General features: G+C 35.4%; 14 protein-coding genes and 3 tRNA genes. 13 read left to right on the forward strand and 4 right to left on the reverse strand.

What is annotated here, in order from left to right; translation table 11 throughout:
• Positions 1-17: 17 nt before the first annotated feature.
• The gene (locus tag OLM58_RS07995) at positions 18-959 is read right to left on the reverse strand and encodes a ribose-phosphate pyrophosphokinase (RefSeq protein ID WP_017494542.1); all 942 of its coding nucleotides are present in this window, start codon (positions 957-959) and stop codon (positions 18-20) included.
• Between the two features lie 228 nt (positions 960-1,187).
• Here OLM58_RS07995 and OLM58_RS08000 point away from each other — a divergent pair.
• Together OLM58_RS08000 and OLM58_RS08005 are read left to right on the forward strand one after the other, a co-directional pair.
• Positions 1,188-1,267, forward strand: a tRNA-Leu gene (locus tag OLM58_RS08000).
• Positions 1,268-1,510: 243 nt separating this feature from the next.
• The gene (locus OLM58_RS08005) at positions 1,511-1,963 is read left to right on the forward strand and encodes an SRPBCC family protein (protein WP_264531872.1); all 453 of its coding nucleotides are present in this window, start codon (positions 1,511-1,513) and stop codon (positions 1,961-1,963) included.
• Between the two features lie 74 nt (positions 1,964-2,037).
• Here the strand turns inward: OLM58_RS08005 and OLM58_RS08010 are convergent.
• The 3 genes from OLM58_RS08010 to rseP all read right to left on the reverse strand — a co-directional run bounded on the left by OLM58_RS08010 (position 2,038) and on the right by rseP (position 3,648).
• Positions 2,038-2,111: transfer RNA gene (locus OLM58_RS08010), tRNA-Asn, on the reverse strand.
• A 36-nt stretch (positions 2,112-2,147) separates the two neighbouring features.
• A tRNA-Asn gene (locus OLM58_RS08015) sits at positions 2,148-2,221 on the reverse strand.
• Positions 2,222-2,307: 86 nt separating this feature from the next.
• Positions 2,308-3,648 carry an RIP metalloprotease RseP gene (gene rseP / locus OLM58_RS08020; protein ID WP_264531873.1) on the reverse strand — a complete coding sequence of 447 codons (1,341 nt, stop codon included), beginning with the start codon at positions 3,646-3,648 and terminating at the stop codon, positions 2,308-2,310.
• A 378-nt stretch (positions 3,649-4,026) separates the two neighbouring features.
• Here rseP and OLM58_RS08025 point away from each other — a divergent pair, with 378 nt between their 5' ends.
• The 11 genes from OLM58_RS08025 (at position 4,027) to hflX (ending at position 16,910) form a co-directional block, all read left to right on the forward strand.
• Positions 4,027-4,272: a hypothetical protein gene (locus OLM58_RS08025; RefSeq protein WP_264531874.1), complete on the forward strand. Its 246-nt coding sequence runs from the start codon at positions 4,027-4,029 to the stop codon at positions 4,270-4,272.
• A 500-nt stretch (positions 4,273-4,772) separates the two neighbouring features.
• Positions 4,773-4,973: a hypothetical protein gene (locus tag OLM58_RS08030; RefSeq protein ID WP_264531875.1), complete on the forward strand. Its 201-nt coding sequence runs from the start codon at positions 4,773-4,775 to the stop codon at positions 4,971-4,973.
• Positions 4,961-5,095 carry a bacteriocin gene (locus tag OLM58_RS08035; RefSeq protein WP_264531876.1) on the forward strand — a complete coding sequence of 45 codons (135 nt, stop codon included), beginning with the start codon at positions 4,961-4,963 and terminating at the stop codon, positions 5,093-5,095. The genes OLM58_RS08030 and OLM58_RS08035 overlap by 13 nt, the downstream gene beginning before the upstream one ends.
• A gap of 466 nt (positions 5,096-5,561) precedes the next feature.
• Positions 5,562-5,831 carry a type II CAAX prenyl endopeptidase Rce1 family protein gene (locus tag OLM58_RS22120; protein ID WP_413614495.1) on the forward strand — a complete coding sequence of 90 codons (270 nt, stop codon included), beginning with the start codon at positions 5,562-5,564 and terminating at the stop codon, positions 5,829-5,831.
• Between the two features lie 526 nt (positions 5,832-6,357).
• Positions 6,358-7,428: an NADH:flavin oxidoreductase/NADH oxidase gene (locus OLM58_RS08040; RefSeq protein WP_264531877.1), complete on the forward strand. Its 1,071-nt coding sequence runs from the start codon at positions 6,358-6,360 to the stop codon at positions 7,426-7,428.
• Positions 7,429-7,524: 96 nt separating this feature from the next.
• On the forward strand, positions 7,525-8,568 hold the full coding sequence (locus tag OLM58_RS08045) for a Gfo/Idh/MocA family oxidoreductase (RefSeq protein WP_264531878.1): 1,044 nt from the start codon (positions 7,525-7,527) through the stop codon (positions 8,566-8,568).
• 245 nt (positions 8,569-8,813) lie between these two features.
• The gene (locus tag OLM58_RS08050; RefSeq protein WP_264531879.1) at positions 8,814-10,055 is read left to right on the forward strand and encodes an MFS transporter; all 1,242 of its coding nucleotides are present in this window, start codon (positions 8,814-8,816) and stop codon (positions 10,053-10,055) included.
• Positions 10,056-10,291: 236 nt separating this feature from the next.
• Positions 10,292-13,129, forward strand: coding sequence for a carboxypeptidase-like regulatory domain-containing protein (locus OLM58_RS08055; protein ID WP_264531880.1), 2,838 nt, complete (start codon positions 10,292-10,294; stop codon positions 13,127-13,129).
• Between the two features lie 20 nt (positions 13,130-13,149).
• Complete coding sequence (locus OLM58_RS08060; protein WP_264531881.1) at positions 13,150-14,499, forward strand: DUF5689 domain-containing protein; 1,350 nt, start codon at positions 13,150-13,152, stop codon at positions 14,497-14,499.
• A 138-nt stretch (positions 14,500-14,637) separates the two neighbouring features.
• Entirely contained in the window at positions 14,638-15,507 is an 870-nt protein-coding gene (locus OLM58_RS08065; protein ID WP_264531882.1) for a hypothetical protein, read from the forward strand.
• 173 nt (positions 15,508-15,680) lie between these two features.
• Positions 15,681-16,910, forward strand: a complete 1,230-nt coding sequence (gene hflX, locus OLM58_RS08070) for a GTPase HflX (protein ID WP_264531883.1) — start codon at positions 15,681-15,683, stop codon at positions 16,908-16,910.
• Positions 16,911-16,949: the final 39 nt, after the last annotated feature.

A 16,949-nucleotide genomic window follows, 5' to 3' on the forward strand; every position in this document is an offset into this window, starting at 1 on the left:
AAGCGTGCGGCCAAAATTTACATTATAAATTTTCCACTGATGGAATTGTTGTGGTGCACCATGTGCATAACTTCAGCAAAAAGAGGTGCACAACTCACGACTCTTATTTTCTTTGATTCTCTTTTTAAAGGAATAGAATCGGTAACGATTAATTCGCTTAATTTAGAGTTTTCAATTTTTTCATAGGCCTCACCTGATAAAATGGCGTGTGTACAAATGGCTCTAACGCTTAATGCTCCTTTTTCGATCATTAAATCTGCAGCTTTAGCTAATGTTCCACCCGTATCGATCATGTCGTCTACTAATATTACGTTACGGCCTTTTACTTCACCAATTAGTTCCATAGTGTCGATAACGTTGGCTGCTTTTCTTTGTTTGTAACAGATTACTACGTCTGATTCTAAAAACTTAGAGTAAGCATATGCTCTTTTTGAACCTCCCATATCCGGAGATGCAATAGTTAGATTGTCTAACTTTAAACTTTCTACGTATGGTAAAAAGATTGTAGATGCAAATAAATGATCTACCGGTTTTTCGAAAAACCCCTGAATTTGATCTGCGTGCAAATCCATTGTCATTACTCTTGTCGCTCCGGCAGCATCTAATAAATTAGCTACTAATTTTGCTCCAATCGGAACTCTTGGTTTGTCTTTTCTGTCTTGTCTTGCCCAACCAAAATAAGGCATGACAGCTGTAATGTGTCTTGCTGATGCACGTTTCGCTGCATCAATCATGAGTAACAATTCCATCAAATTATCAGCAGATGGGAAAGTTGAACACACGATAAAAACACGTAATCCTCTTATTGATTCTTCGTACGATGGTTGGAATTCTCCATCACTATACTTCGACATCGTTACTTTTCCTAACGGAATTCCGTACTGTTCTGCAATTTTTTCTGCAAGATAGACACTTTGTGAACAAGCAAAAATTTTAGCTTCTGGTTCTAGGTGCGACATTTAATTTGTTGTTTTGTAGTTAGTTGTGTGTGCTTCGTTTTAACGAGGTGCAAATTTAGAAAATTTATTGGACACTGAAAGGAAAAAATTAAGTATTTTTATTAGAATTTTTAATTTTATTTTTTACATTTGCACCGTGTTAAAGGAATAAGCACAGTTATGACATCATAATGAACTTATTCTATTGCGTTGAAATAATCAAATTTTGATTGTTTTTTCGTCTGCTAAGCCCGGATGGCGGAATTGGTAGACGCGCTGGTCTCAAACACCTGTGGGAAACCGTGCCGGTTCGACTCCGGCTCCGGGTACTTAAAAGCCTCTTCTGTTTAGAAGGGGCTTTTTTTGTGCTTCATAAATTTTTGAATTTGATCTTTGCTTTGAATATTGCCCGCGGTTGAAACCGCGGGTTTTTTTGTTGTGTTTGTGTGGGTTTATGGTCTATTGATGTTGTGAAGGAGTGTGTTCTTTGGTGAAGTGGTGAATTAAAGTTCTTGGGGTTTTGAGATAACGGCTTGTGTTGGAGTAGTGTAAAACTTGTTAACTTTGAGGGTGTGAATAATAAGCTAGTTGTAAATATGGAAAAAATAGAGCATATCAATTATGTTAAAGCGCCTATTGCGGAAGTTTATAAGGTGTTGACGACGCAGGAAGGTTTGGCTGCTGTCTGGACGGAGGAATTAGTTGTTGAGCCGGAAGTGGGTTTTGTGAACGAGTTTGGTTTCGGAGATGAGGATGTGACAAGAATGAAAGTGATAGAATTGTCTTCTAATAAAAGAATAGTGTGGAAATGTATAGATTCAGATCCGGAATGGATTGGAACGGGTATTTCGTTTGATTTGACGGAGAAGAACGGGATAACGGCGGTTGTTTTGAGGCATTTTGACTGGCGTGAGCTAACGGAATTCTATCAATGGTGCAATTACAACTGGGCGATGTTTCTTTTGAGTCTTAAAGGTTATTGTGAAGATGGTGAGGGTACGCCGTATCGGAAGCGAAAGTTTTAGATTGTGACTTGTATGTTGTATGAAGTAAAAGGATAAAAAAAAACCACTTACGTTTGTAAGTGGTTTTTAGTAAGCTCCCCCTCTTGGGCTCGAACCAAGGACCCTCTGATTAACAGTCAGATGCTCTAACCAACTGAGCTAAGGAGGAATCACCTTAAAGGTAAATATGTTTGCTAAAAAGTTGCTCCCCCTCTTGGGCTCGAACCAAGGACCCTCTGATTAACAGTCAGATGCTCTAACCAACTGAGCTAAGGAGGAAGTTGCTGTTCTTTTTAGCGAGTGCAAATATAAGACGTTTTTTAGTTTCTCAAAAATATTTTAGCACTTTTTATTGATTTTTTTTTCTATTTCACAATTGCCTTATAAATGTCGTTCCCATTAGCAAATAAAAGCAGTGCTATAAGTAAAACGAAACCAACCATTTGGGCGTTTTCAAGGAATTTATCGCTCGGTTTTCTGCCGCTAATTATTTCGTATAATAAAAACATTACATGACCGCCATCAAGAGCAGGAATTGGCAATAAATTCATTACTCCAAGCATAATTGATAATAAAGCAGTGATCGACCAGAAGGTTTCCCAGCTCCAGCTGCTTGGAAAAATGTTGAAAATAGCTGCAAAACCACCCACTTGTTTGTAAGCTTTCGTCTCAGGATTAAAAATCATTTTAAGCTGTTTCCCGTAGCCTACCAATTGATCTTTACCTTTTGTAAGTCCAACCGGAATTGATTCTAAGAAAGTATAGCTTTTTTTGCTTACCTTATAGTATCCTAATTTTTCTAAGGATTCAATATTTAAACCTCCAACGCCAACACCAAGTTTTCCGGCTGTAGAAATTTTAACCGTAATTGGTACTTTCTTTAAATCACGTAAAACAACAGCAGGAATAGTTTTGCCTTTGTTGCTTTCTAAAATTGTTTTTACCTGATCATAGTATCTTGCGTCCTGACCGTTAAGGCTAACAATTAAATCTTTTGGTTTTAAAGCGGTATTTCCGGATTCTTCTGTAACACTTGCCACTGCAAAAGGAATTCTCATGTCTACAAGATGTGATTTTTCCTGTTTCGACAATTGATCGACAAAGTCAGTTGGCATTTTTACCGTTTGTTGCTGTCCATTTCTTTCGATTAAGATTTCTTTGGCCATGATAATTTTCATGTTGATATCATTATCGAAATTTTCGATTTTTTGTCCGTCAACAGCCAGGAATTTATCTCCGGTTTTGAAACCTGCTTTTAGCATTACAGGGTTTTCAACTAAAACACCATCTTTCAGATCCGCATTGGCTACATAAATATCACCGTAAGCAAATGCCATCCCAATATAAATAATAAAGGCCAGGATAAAGTTTACTGTAACACCACCCAACATAATGATTAGACGCTGCCATGCCGGTTTAGAACGAAATTCCCAAGGTTGTGGAGGAAGAGCCATTTGGTCCTTGTCCATACTTTCGTCGATCATTCCGGAGATTTTTACATAACCTCCTAGTGGCAGCCATCCGATTCCGTATTCTGTTTCGCCAATTTTCTTTTTTAAGAGAGAGTATTTAACATCAAAAAATAAGTAGAATTTTTCGACTCTTGTTTTAAATAATTTTGCTGGGATAAAATGCCCTAATTCGTGAAGAATAATAAGTAAAGATAAACTCAATAGAAATTGAGAGAGTTTGATAACTATATCCATTTTGTATTTTTAGTTCGTATTTAACGCACAAAAGTAACGTTTCTATTTTAATTTGATAGTGCAATATAATACATAAGGTTTTAAATGTTTGTTAATACTTCATTCTTATTTTTCATTAAACAGAACTAAAGTCTTTTTCGTAAAAAGGAAGAAAAGCAGTTCTTTTCTCTTGCGTCCTATATATAATGACAGATGAATATAAAATAAGTCTTATCATGATGGTTTTATGGCTTCTTGAGACAGCTTGTTGTGAAAACCTTTTGTAATTTTCCTACTTTTTAATCATGAAACTTTTTAGAGAAAGATTCGATTTTGGAAGATTTATGTTTCACTTATTCATTACTATAAGCGATGAGTTTTATAAAGAAAATAGAGCGAATGAAAAGTATTCATCAGTTAATCTGTGAGGAGAAAACAGGCTCTCCGGCTGCTTTTGCTAAAAAAATGCATCTAAGCAGAAGCCAGCTTTACAATGAACTGGAAATAATTAAAGGATTTGATGCGCCGTTAAAATATTGTAAAAAAAGAGAGAGCTTTTATTATGAAACTTCCTTTGAACTAGTAGTGAATTATTCTGTTAGTATAATTAAAGACGAAGAAAGGAAAGAAATTTTCGGAGTTTAAGAGTTCCGTCCAATGTTATTAGACGGAACTCTACTAAGTTTGTTGTAGTAAAACACTTATAAAGAAAATAGTGTTGTTTGCTTTTTCTTTTTACAATTAAACTAAAATAAACTAAGATGAAAGAAAATGACAAAGATTGAAAGCTTGTTTTTAGGGACGTTACTTGTTTTTTATGCCTGTTCAATATTTATGGCAGTGTTTTATTTTGTGACGAAAGTGATGGGACATGTATTATTAACTGTGGTGCATTAAAAAAGTGAAGTTTAGTTTTCATTTATAATAGAGAGACTCTGACAAAGAAGGTTTTTTTATATGTTCATTTCTCCTCGTGTTTGCATGAGCTGCAACGTTTGTATTTTGAGCTTCAATTTTTAGAAAGTACACAGTTACCTAAAGACTCCAGTCATAGGGATCATCACTTTCGACCAAGATAATTAGATTGAATTATTATAAGCTTGTTCTTGCAAATTAATTCTCGGTAAAATGATTTTATTGAAATATTGATTAACAATTTACATTTTAAAATTATGGATTTGGAAAAAATGAAATTAATCGAACTTAATACTCTGGAAGTACGGGAAGTTGATGGTGGAATATCTTTGGTTTCTTGTTTAGCAAGTGCAGGTTGTTACGTTATAATGGGATCTGTAGGATTAGGAGCATTTGATCTGGGCTATTTATTAAGCTCATGGAGAATTTAAAAGAATTATCTCAAGAAAAATTACAAAACATTGATGGTGGATCTGTGCCTGGAGTTCTGTCATTTAATTTGGCTGTAGCAACAGCTTGCTATAATCTTGATGACGCTTGTGCGGAAATATGATAAAAGACATAACTTTAAAAAATTAAATAATGAAAGATAAATTAATTATTTGTATCTGTTTCTTTGCACATTTTGTGGCTACTATGTGTTATTCTTTAGGACGTGAATGTGCTAAATATGATTTAAGACATATGTAGTAAAACAAAATAATCTTTCTTCGGAAACTTAAAATATTAATCGTTGAAAATTTTTCCTTGATTAATGATTTTTGATTAAATATTTTCCAAGCATTCTTTTCCTTAATTAGGATAGTATACTTTTTTTAATCATATCATTTATATCAAAAAGATTTTACAATAAATAGTTGTAGTTATAAATTGTGGATTGTTACATTTTGCCCACAATTAGTTTATATTGTGTACCTGTTTAGAAAACAAAAATGGTATCAAAATTTTAGAAGTAATTTTTTTAGCAGAAAAACTAATTATTGATTAGTTGTACTTACATGCCTGACATCATTTATCGTATGTTTTTTCTGATTATTTTTAAATGGATTAAAGTAGAGAGTACTGTAAATTGGGATATTAAAATTATTGGCTATTTTATCTTAATATTTCTTTCGGCATTATTAGAGGAGATTCTATTCCGGTATATTCCGTATAAGATTCTGATAAAAGAAATTTCAATTAAGAACATAGTATTAGTTTCGGTGTTTTTTAGTTTCTTTCATTTATTTAATCCTAACGTCAATATTATAGCTTTGATTATTGTGCTGGCGGGAGTTTTTTTAGTTTGATATACTTTAAAAGAGTAACTCAATTTTTTTATGTGGCTTTGTCCATGCTTTTTGGAATTTCTCGATTGGTTTTTTGTTAGATAGTAATATAAGTGGTTTAAAAGTAATGAGCGTCTTACAATACTATATTGAAAGGCTTTATTTTTTAAGCGGAGGCGATTTTGGCTTTGAAGCAGATATATAGAGCTATCGAATTTATGCTATTCTACAGATATTTATATTTGTGAAGACATATTTAAAAATAAAAGAAGAATGAACTTCAGTTCAGACCCAGTAAACACGTTGGAAAATCTTGTTGCCAAAACATACTGGTTATGAAAAAGGAACGATCGTCGAATCAGGAAATTATTTCGAATCATCAGATCAGGAATTGGAATTTTATACTCTTTGGAACAAGCGAAACTTGTTTTAAATGTTTGTTAATTAATAAACATTTGAATTTTTACTTTTAAGCAGATACCGTAACTTTACTTTTTAGAGTACCATCATAGCCAACAGGTGGTTCAAAACAATTAAAAGTTACAATATGACCTCATTATTATTTAGTCCCTTAACCATAAAAAAGATTACTTTAAAAAACAGAATTGTTATTTCGCCTATGTGTCAGTATTCGGCAATAGACGGATTTGCAAACGACTGGCACTTGGTTCATCTGGGTAGTCGTGCCAGTGGCGGAGTGGGTTTAATCATCCAGGAAGCTACTGCAGTTTCTCCTGAGGCAAGAATTTCTCCTTCTGATCTAGGTTTGTGGAAAGACGACCATATTGAAAAATTAAAAACAATAAACGAATTTATTCTTTCTCAAAATGCTGTACCCGGAATTCAATTGGCACATGCCGGCAGGAAAGCCAGTGTTTCGGTTCCGTGGGAAGGCAATAAAAAATTAGATATTGGACATGGCGGATGGCAGACTGTTTCGGCAAGTGCGATCCCGTATCATGATGATGAACCGTTTCTTCCTGAAGCTTTAGATAAAAATGGAATTCAAAAAGTAATTTCAGATTTTAAAGCAGCAACAAAAAGAGCCGTTAAAGCCGGTTTTCAGGTCATGGAAATTCATGGAGCGCACGGGTATCTGCTGCACCAGTTTTTATCACCTTTAACAAATGTCAGAAATGACGAATATGGTGGAAGTTTCGAAAACAGAATCCGTCTGACCCTGGAAATAGTTGAAGCTGTACAATCAGAATGGCCGTCTGATTTGCCTTTATTAGTCCGGATTTCAGCTACTGATTGGGCAGAAGGAGGATGGAATCCGGAAGAATCAGTAAAACTTTCAATACTCTTAAAAGAGAAAGGTGTGGATTTAATTGATACCTCGTCAGGCGGATTAGTTTCGCATCAGCAGATTCCTTTACAGCCCAATTATCAGGTTCCTTTCGCAGCCAAAATAAAAAAAGAAGCTTCTATTTTAACAGGGGCTGTCGGTTTAATTACCGAAGCTAAGCAAGCAGAAGAAATTTTAGAGAGTGGTCAGGCCGATGTGATCTTGTTCGCCAGAGAATCACTCAGAAATCCGAATTTACCTTTAGATTTTGCTAAAGAATTAAACGACGATATTCAGTGGCCAAAACAATACGAAAGAGCGAAACTTTAATATTTTTATTTGCCACGAATTCACGAATTTAATTTATGAATTACTTCGTCCGTTTGCTATCGCTCGGGTTGTGGCAGCCAAACAAAAAGAAAACCAATGCAAAAGATTAGAACAGCATTATTATCATACGGAATGTCGGGTAAAGTATTTCATGCCCCATTTTTAAACATACACCAAGGATTTGAGCTATTAGGCTCCTGGGAAAGAAGCAAAAAGCTTATTCAGGAGGATTATCCGGCTGTAAAAAGCTATGCGTCTCTTGAGGATTTACTGGCAGATGATGTCGATTTGGTGATTGTAAACACACCAGTGGGAACGCATTATGAATATGCGAAACAAGTACTTTTAAGCGGAAAACATGCCGTAGTTGAAAAAGCTTTTACCACAACAGCAGCCGAAGCTCAGGAACTGGCTACAATAGCAAAAGAAAAAGGATTGAAATTAGCCGTTTTTCAAAACAGAAGATGGGACAGTGATTTTAAAACGGTTCAAAAAATAATTCGCGATGGAGTTTTAGGAGACTTGGTTGAAGCCGAATTTCATTTTGACCGATACAATCCGTTATTAAGTCCTAAAGCACATAAAGAAACTGCAAATGACGGTGCCGGAATCCTGAAAGATTTAGGTCCTCATTTAATTGATCAGGCCGTTTGTTTGTTTGGTTCTCCAAATGCAGTTTTTGGAGACATTCGTTTGACCAGAGCCGATACTTTGGTGGACGATTGGATCGATTTATTGCTGATTTATGAAAATTTCAGAGTCCGTTTAAAAGCCGGTTTTTTTGTCAGAGAAGCCAATCCTGCTTATGTGCTTCACGGTAAAAAAGGATCATTTTTAAAACCCCGCGGCGATGTTCAGGAAGAGGACTTAAAATTAGGTAAAAAAACAAATCTGGAATCCTGGGGTACAGAATCAGAAGTCTTACAAGGCCTTTTACACACCGAAATTAAGGGAGAAGTAATCAGGAAAAAAATCCCAACGCTTCAGGGCAATTATTTTTCCTTCTTTGATGGTGTTTATGAGGCTATCGTAAAGAACGAAAAAGAGCCGGTTACCGCACAAGACGGGGTAAAAGTAATGCAGATTATCGAAGCGGCAATCGCAAGTCATGCGCAGCAAAAAGTAATTAATTTGTCGTGAAGTTGCCCACAGATTTAACGAATAAAACAGATAGTCAGAGATTAGAAAGCTTTTGAGTATCTGCGGCAAAAGAGAATATTACTTTAAATATGGAGAGGCAAAGCGGTAGTCAGGTACAAAAAAACTTTGCTCCCTTTGCTTCTCAGAACCTTTGTCTCTCAAAAAAAATTATAAACATACAACGTTGTAAATGGAGTAACAGTCAGGTTTTATAGGTCATAAAGCAGCTTTTTAGTACTTTTATAATGTTAAATCCAAAATCCATTATTTTGATCGACTTCAATCCATTAGCATTATTCCAAACCAAAGGGAAAATTAAGAAAGCTTACAGAGAAGCTAAAATCTCTTATTTGAACCGAATTCGTTTTGCTGTTGGGATGTTTTATTTCGGAATGGGTTTAAGCTTTGCGACCTGGGCAAGCAGAATTCCTGACATTAAAACGGCTTTGCATTTAACCGAAGGAGATTTAGGTTCTATTCTTTTTGCTTTGCCGATGGGACAGTTGCTGATTATGCCATTTTCAGGCAAGATGGTTACAAAATTTGGCAGTCATCGAATTTTGATTCTTTCCTTAATCATGTATGTTTTGTGTCTGGCTAATTTAGGTTTGGCTACTACCGCCTTACAATTGTCATTAGGGTTATTTTTGTTTGGATTGTTTGGAAATCTGGCCAATATCGCAGTCAACACACAAGGTGTTTATACCGAAGTTCTTTTTAGAAAAACAATCATGTCGTCTTTTCATGGCATGTGGAGTTTTGCCGGATTTACCGGAGCTTTAGTAGGACTGGGAATGCTGGCTTTAAAACTAAGTCCTCTTCATCACTTCCTGATCGTGGCGGGAATCGTATTAATAATGATTGCTTTTAATTTTAAGTTTTTAATTAAAGCCAAAGAAAAAATCAAAGTTAAGAACGAGAAAAAGAAACTGTTTGTAAAACCGGACAGCGCTTTAATCTGGCTTGGAGTGATTGGATTTTGCAGTATGGCAAGCGAAGGTGTAATGTTTGACTGGAGTGGAGTATACTTTAAAGATATAGTAAAAGCACCAGGCCCATTGGTGATTTTGGGATATACTTCCTTCATGATTATGATGGCAAGCGGACGTTTTCTGGGAGACGGTCTGATCAATAAATTCGGACGTGAACGTGTCATGCAAATTAGCGGTGTTATGATTTCGGCTGGACTTTTTACAGCCGTGTTTCTTCCTTATCTTATACCTTGTACCATCGCTTTTATGGCAGTTGGTTTAGGAGTTGCTACTATAGTTCCTACCGTTTATAGTATGGCAGGGAAAAACCCGACAGTTCCACCCGGAGAAGCTTTAACTATTGTTTCGAGTGTAAGTTTTTTGGGATTCTTAATGGGACCGCCGGTTATCGGGCATATCGCTGAAACTTTCGGACTTCAGTTTTCATTCGCTTTTATTGGAATTTTCGGAGTTCTGATTGCTTTTATGGTTTCCAAAATCAGAATAGCCTCTTAGTTTGTACGCTAAAAAAAGCGAGGGATTGTTCTGGTATTAAATTTTATTTAACAAGAAAATACTTTATTATTGTTTTTTGTTTATATTTGAATCCTGAAACTAAATAAGGAGTATTGGCTTATTATTTTTTATTTCTTCCAAAAACCAATTTTATCTTTTGATGTAAGAGATTGGATGTTTTTGTTTTTAAAACATTCGATTCTAAAAACAAATTCTAAAAGTAAATTGGGGTTTTCATGACAAAAAAAGGAACGTTACTATTTGTTTTATTGCCTATTAGTCTTCTGTTTGCGCAAGAGCACACCATTTTTTTAGGAACTATAGTTGATGCAAAGACTCTAAATCCATTGGAAAATATTGTGGTAAACATTCAAAATTCTTCTATAACACAATTAACCAGTGCCAAGGGGAAATTTGAATTACACTCTGCTATAAAGGGAGAACAATTGTTATGGGTACACAGTCAGGGTTATAAAGACCTTCTCTTCAAAATACAATCAAATCCGGGGCAAAAGGTTGAATTGGGCGTTTTAACGTTAGAAGATAATTATTCAGAGGAGACACCGGCAGCACTAATCACTTTGTTAGACAGTGATTTTTCGGACGATAATAGCTCCTCTGAAACGACTTCGGGTCTTTTACAATCTTCAAGAGATGCTTTTATGCAGGCTTCAGCGTTCAATTGGGGTCAGACCCGATTTAGAGTTCGGGGTCTGGACAGCGAATATGGTACAATGATGCTTAACGGTCTGGTCATGAATAAAATTTACGACGGAAGACCACAATGGAGCAATTGGGGAGGCTTGAACAATGTATTGCGAAATCAGGAATTTTCAGTTGGAGCAGCCACTTCAAATTATACTTTCGGAGGAGTTTTAGGAACCCAGCAAATAAATACACGTGCTTCACTGTACAGAAAAAGCAGCCAGCTTTCTTTTTCAGGGAGCAATACAGCCTACAATTGGCGAGCCATTGCTACTTATGCCTCCGGAATGAATGCTTCCGGTTGGGCTTATGTACTTTCAGCAGGAAAACGTTGGTCGGATGAAGGTTATTTTGACGGAACAAATTTCAAAGCAGAATCTTTTTTTATTAGTGTAGAAAAGAAACTGAATGACAGTCATTCATTGAACTTTACAGGATTTTATACGCCAAACTCAAGAGGGAAAAATTCGGCAAATACAGATGAAGTTGCCCAGTTAACCAATGAGAAATACAATTCTTATTGGGGATTTCAAAACGGGAAAAAGAGAAATGCGCGAGTAAAAAGAGTCGAAGAACCGTTATTGATGCTAAATCATTATTACAAAATAAATGAGAAAACAAATCTGAATTCCAGTTTAATGTATCAATTCGGTCAGGTAGGAAACAGTACCATTGACTATCAAAATGCTGCAAGTCCTGATCCGGGGTATTATCAAAAATTGCCCAGTTATTATACCTCAATCTACGAAAAAGACAAAGGCGAGTTTTCAGGAGATTTCACCCCCGATTTTATAAGTGCCGAAAAAGCAAAAGCAAATTTTCTCGAAGACCGTCAAATCAATTGGGATGAATTATATCGTGCCAATGAGAAACCAATTTTAAATGCTGATGGAACAATTAACGGATTTGAGCCTGCACAAAGTCATTATGTTTTATACGAAGACCGGGCAGATGATAAAACCCTCGCCGCAAATTCAAATCTGAATATACAATTAACAGAGAATACTGCTTTTGACGGAGGAATTACTTTTAGGAATTTAAAGTCACATCAGTTTCAATATCTTTTAGATTTGTTGGGAGGGCAATATTTTGAAGACATTGATGCGTTTTACCAAGGCAATCAGTCGCAGTCCGATTTACAAAATCCAAATCGTGAGGTAAAAGTGGGAGATATTTATGGATACAATTATAATCTTATTGCAACCACAATTGATGCTTTCACACAGTTTAAATTCAGTTATAATAAAACAGATTTTTATTTAGGACAGTCTTATTCTGTTTCCAATTATCAGAGAGAAGGATTATATCAAAATGGGATTTATCCAACATCATCACTTGGAAAAAGCAACAAGGTGAATTTTGAAAATTTTGGTTTTAAAGGAGGTCTGACTTATAAAATTTCAGGAAAACAATGGTTGTTTTTTAACGGAATGCATCTTAGCAGAGCACCATCCTTACGAAACACGTTTTTAAATTCCAGATTGAATAATTCAATAGTCGACGGAATTGAAAATGAAAGTATAAGTAGTGCCGAAGGAAACTATGTTTTTCGTTCTCCAAATTTTAAAATTCGTTCTACGATTTATTATTCATGGATTAAAAATACAACCCGAACTTCCTTCTTCTTCGCTGAAGGAATTTTTGATCAGGGCGCAGCTTATAACAATACGGATGCATTTGTTAGTCAGACTTTAACGCATCTGGACAAGAAAAATATTGGTACGGAATTTAGTCTTGAATGGCAAATTTTATCAACTTTAAAAGTGACTATATCTGCGGCATACGGTAATTATGTCTATAGCAGTAATCCTAATGTATCTATAACTAACGATGCAAATGTGGCCGAAGGCGGTACTCAGACTGTTTTTGATTTTGGGGAATCCTATCTTAAAAACTACAAACAGCCGGGCATGCCCCAACAAGCTTATTCGATTGGATTAGAATACAGAGATCCTAAATTTTGGTGGCTGGGAGCCAATATTAATTATTTGTCTGAAGCTTATATTGACGTTTCGCCAATTGCAAGAACCAATCGGTTTTATGTAAACGCTGTGAATGGTCACCTCTTTCCAGAAGCGACAGAAGAACGGACAGCTGCTTTGCTGAAACAGGAAAAATTTAATCCGGTTTCATTATTAAATATTACAGGAGGAAAGTCCTGGCGTATCGCTCACAAATATATCGGGCTTTTCTGGAGTGTTAATAATGTCTTGAATGCGGTGTACAAAACAGGAGGTTTTGAACAAGCCCGAAATGCCAATTTCAGAGCTCTTAATCAGGATGTTTCCAGCGGAACACCCTCATTTGGTTCTAAATATTATTATGGATATGGAAGAACTTATTTTGTGAACCTTACAATGAGTTTGTAAAATTTTAAAACCAATTTGAAATGAAAAATAGATTCTTAGTTTTCGGTTATGTATTCTTGCTGCTGATAATTTACAGTTGCAATAATGAAACTGAAATTCCAAAACTAGAATGTACACAACCGAGTTTAGTTATTAATCAGAAGGTTCAGAAAGTCAAAGATTTTTCAGGGCCCGTTCCGAAACAATATGGCTACGATGATACTATTGAGGCTTACGTAGTGTCAAGCGATGAGGGAGGAAATTTCTTTAAGATACTTTTCCTGCAAACTATTGCAACGGATGAAACACCGGCAATAGGATTTAGTGTTGCGGTTGATGTTGCCAACACCTATATCGATTTTCGGGTAGGAAATAAAGTGTATATCAAATTAAAGAATCAGTTTACAGATTTATATTTTGATGGTTTGCGTATCGGAAGTTTGTCTGTAAGCAATTCGGGAGATCCAACGATCGGCAGAATTTCGCAGACCGACTATAAAACTGTTCTTAATGCGTCTTGTACAATAATGGATGAAAGTAAGCTGGTGAAAGCAATTTCAGTAGAAGAAGCGCTAAATGACGATAAGCTTAATACGCTGGTGGAGTTAAGCGGAGTCCAGTTTGCAGAGGAAGCGATTGGCCGTCATTATTTTGAAGAGTCTAACAATGTAGGAGGTTCGACAAACTGGAGCCTGCAGGATAAAAGTGGGAATCAGATTATTTTCAGAACAAGCAGTTATGCTGGTTTTGCTAATAAATTGGTACCGGAAGGGAGTGGAAAAGTGAGAGGAGTTTTGACCAAATACGGATCAGATTATCAACTAATGAGCAGATCAGAAAAAGATCTGGAAATGAACGGAAAAAGAGATATTCCGATTTTTGCGGAAGATTTCCAATCCGTAAAAAACAATGTGAATTTTACTTTGCCGGGTTGGAGCAATATTGTTGAAAAAGCTTCAAAATTATGGGAGAGCATGCTGTATGCTGGAAACGGTTATGCGGAGTTTAATACTACAAGTACAACCGCAGCCGAAAATGTTGCCTGGATGGTTACTCCCAAAATCAATTTGAGCGGCTATAAAAGTGCAGTATTATCCTTTAGAAGCGCACAGCACGACTTAAAGATTGATTCGCCATTAAATGTGCTTGAAGTCTATGTTTCAACTAATTTCGATAGTTCTAGCGTAACGAAAGCAAAATGGACAAAACTAACAGCAAAATTTCCGTCATTGTCAACACTGTCCCGGGTTTTTATCAGTTCGGGAGCAATTGATTTATCTTCCTATTCAGGAAATATTAATATTGCCTTTAAATATATGGGTTCGGGTAAGGATAAAACTTTGAATGGCGCTTTTATGGTTGATGATGTTAGAATTTTTGCCGAAAAATAAGACTGTTTTTAATAGAGATTCAGTTAAGATGTTGATTTTTAGACGATAATTTAATGCGGTATTGTTTTTGAGATTTAAACTGTTAAATTTTAATAGAATTTTGTATTTTGGTCACCCCAAATCAATACAAATACCACTATGAAAATCTATTTTCTTGCCATCATCATGATGGTTTTCCCATGTTTAGTACATAGTCAGAATCAGGATGCTAAACCTGTGAGACTAAAACAAATTAATATTGTAAAAACAAATTACCAGAATTCTAAAGATGGTGAAATTGTAAACAAAACAGTTGTTTTTAAAGACGGAAAAATACAAACCATTACTACTTCAGATGTCATTCAGCATTTCTTTTACAATACCAAAGGACTATTGGATATGACGGTTAAAGATAAGGTAGGAAGTGACTGGAAAGAAGTTGTGAATTACACTTATGATGCAGACAACAACATCACAAAGTTTGTAAAAAAATATCAGGAAGGAAATGACTACATTACCAAAGTAGTGACTTTTACTTACGAAGGAGCCAGAGTAAAAGTAATTACGAAAAAGAGTACCAACCATCAGAATTTAGTTGATGATATCGAGTACATTGTTGAAAACGGTGCTATTGTGCGACGTACTTCCCGAGACAGAAATAAAGCCATCATTGGTAAAATCGAATATGTTTACTTCAACGATAATGTCATAAAGCATAAAGGTTTGGTAGGAGATAAAATTTCGAAAAGTTTTATTTTTGATGATAAAAATTCTGTTGACGTTCTAATTGTTAAAAGCTTATTTGGAGACAATTATAAAGTGATTGTACCAATGATCTCCTATCATGAGGAAGAATTTAGCTTTGAATCCATCTCTCCTAATAACGAAATTGTTTTTAGCCCTTCCTCTACTGTCTTGGTAGGAGTGAGCAGAAAATACAAATACAACAAGTTGAACTTTCCAATTTCTTGCTCTCAGGTAGAGGAGAACGGGATTGTAAAAACAGAAAAGACTTTTATTTACGAGTAACGTAAATTTTAAAACTGAAATCCCAAATCCCAAATTCCAAACTTCGATTAACAATTGGAATTTGGGATTTGGATTTTTAAAGAATAAGGTAATTTTTCAAATACAGTTTAAAAAACAAGTTCTATAAGGGTTAGTACCTTACAAATCATTAAATTTGCACCTTATTCAAAGCTATGTTAGAAAAAGAAGTTATAAATTTTGAGAGAACAGCCATTGTAGGTATTATAACTCAAAATCAAAGTGAGGAAAAACTTAACGAATATCTGGATGAATTAGAGTTTTTGACTTTTACCGCAGGAGGTGAAGTGATTAAACGCTTTTCGCAAAAAATGGAACGTCCAAATCCGAAGACTTTTGTCGGGACAGGAAAAATAGATGAAATTAATCTTTTTGTAAAAGAAAACAATATATCGACGTTGATTTTTGATGACGAATTATCACCATCACAACAAAAGAATATTTCCAGAATTATCGATTGTAAAATTTTAGACCGAACGAATTTAATTCTGGATATTTTTGCACAAAGAGCCGAGACTTCTTATGCAAGAACACAGGTTGAGTTGGCACAATGTCAATATTTACTACCTAGACTTTCAGGTTTATGGACACACCTTGAGCGTCAAAAAGGGGGTATTGGTATGCGTGGTCCGGGAGAAACCGAGATCGAAACGGACAGACGTATCGTGCGTGACCGAATTTCGTTATTAAAGGATAAAATCAAGACCATCGACAAACAAATGAGCATTCAGCGCAGCAATCGCGGTGCGATGGTTCGTGTGGCATTGGTAGGATATACCAATGTTGGAAAATCGACCCTTATGAATGCGATTGGTAAAAGTGATGTTTTTGTTGAAAATAAATTATTCGCAACTTTAGACACCACTGTTCGAAAAGTAGTGATTAAAAACTTGCCGTTCTTGTTATCGGATACCGTAGGGTTTATTAGAAAATTGCCAACACAACTGGTAGATTCGTTTAAAAGTACACTCGATGAGGTGCGTGAAGCCGATTTATTATTGCATGTTGTAGATATTTCACACCCTGATTTTGAAGACCATATCGAATCGGTAAATCAAACTTTGTTAGAGATTAAGAGTAATGACAAACCTACTATTATGGTTTTTAATAAAATTGATGCCTACAAACATTTGACGATTGATGAAGATGATTTAATTACGGAGAGAACAAGAAGACATTATACTCTTGAGGAATGGAAACAGACCTGGATGAGTAATGTTGGAGAAGATAAAGCACTATTTATCTCGGCAACACAAAAACAGAATTTTGAAGAATTCAGAGAAATGGTTTACGAGGCAGTCCGCCAGATTCATATCACAAGATTTCCGTATAATAAGTTTTTGTATCCGGATTATAAAGATGCAGTTGAGAAAGAAGAGGAATAAAAAAACGGCTTTTGAGTAATCAAAAGCCGTTTTGGTTAT

Origin of the sequence: Flavobacterium sp. N502540 (assembly GCF_025947365.1) — a bacterium.
Taxonomy (GTDB): domain Bacteria; phylum Bacteroidota; class Bacteroidia; order Flavobacteriales; family Flavobacteriaceae; genus Flavobacterium.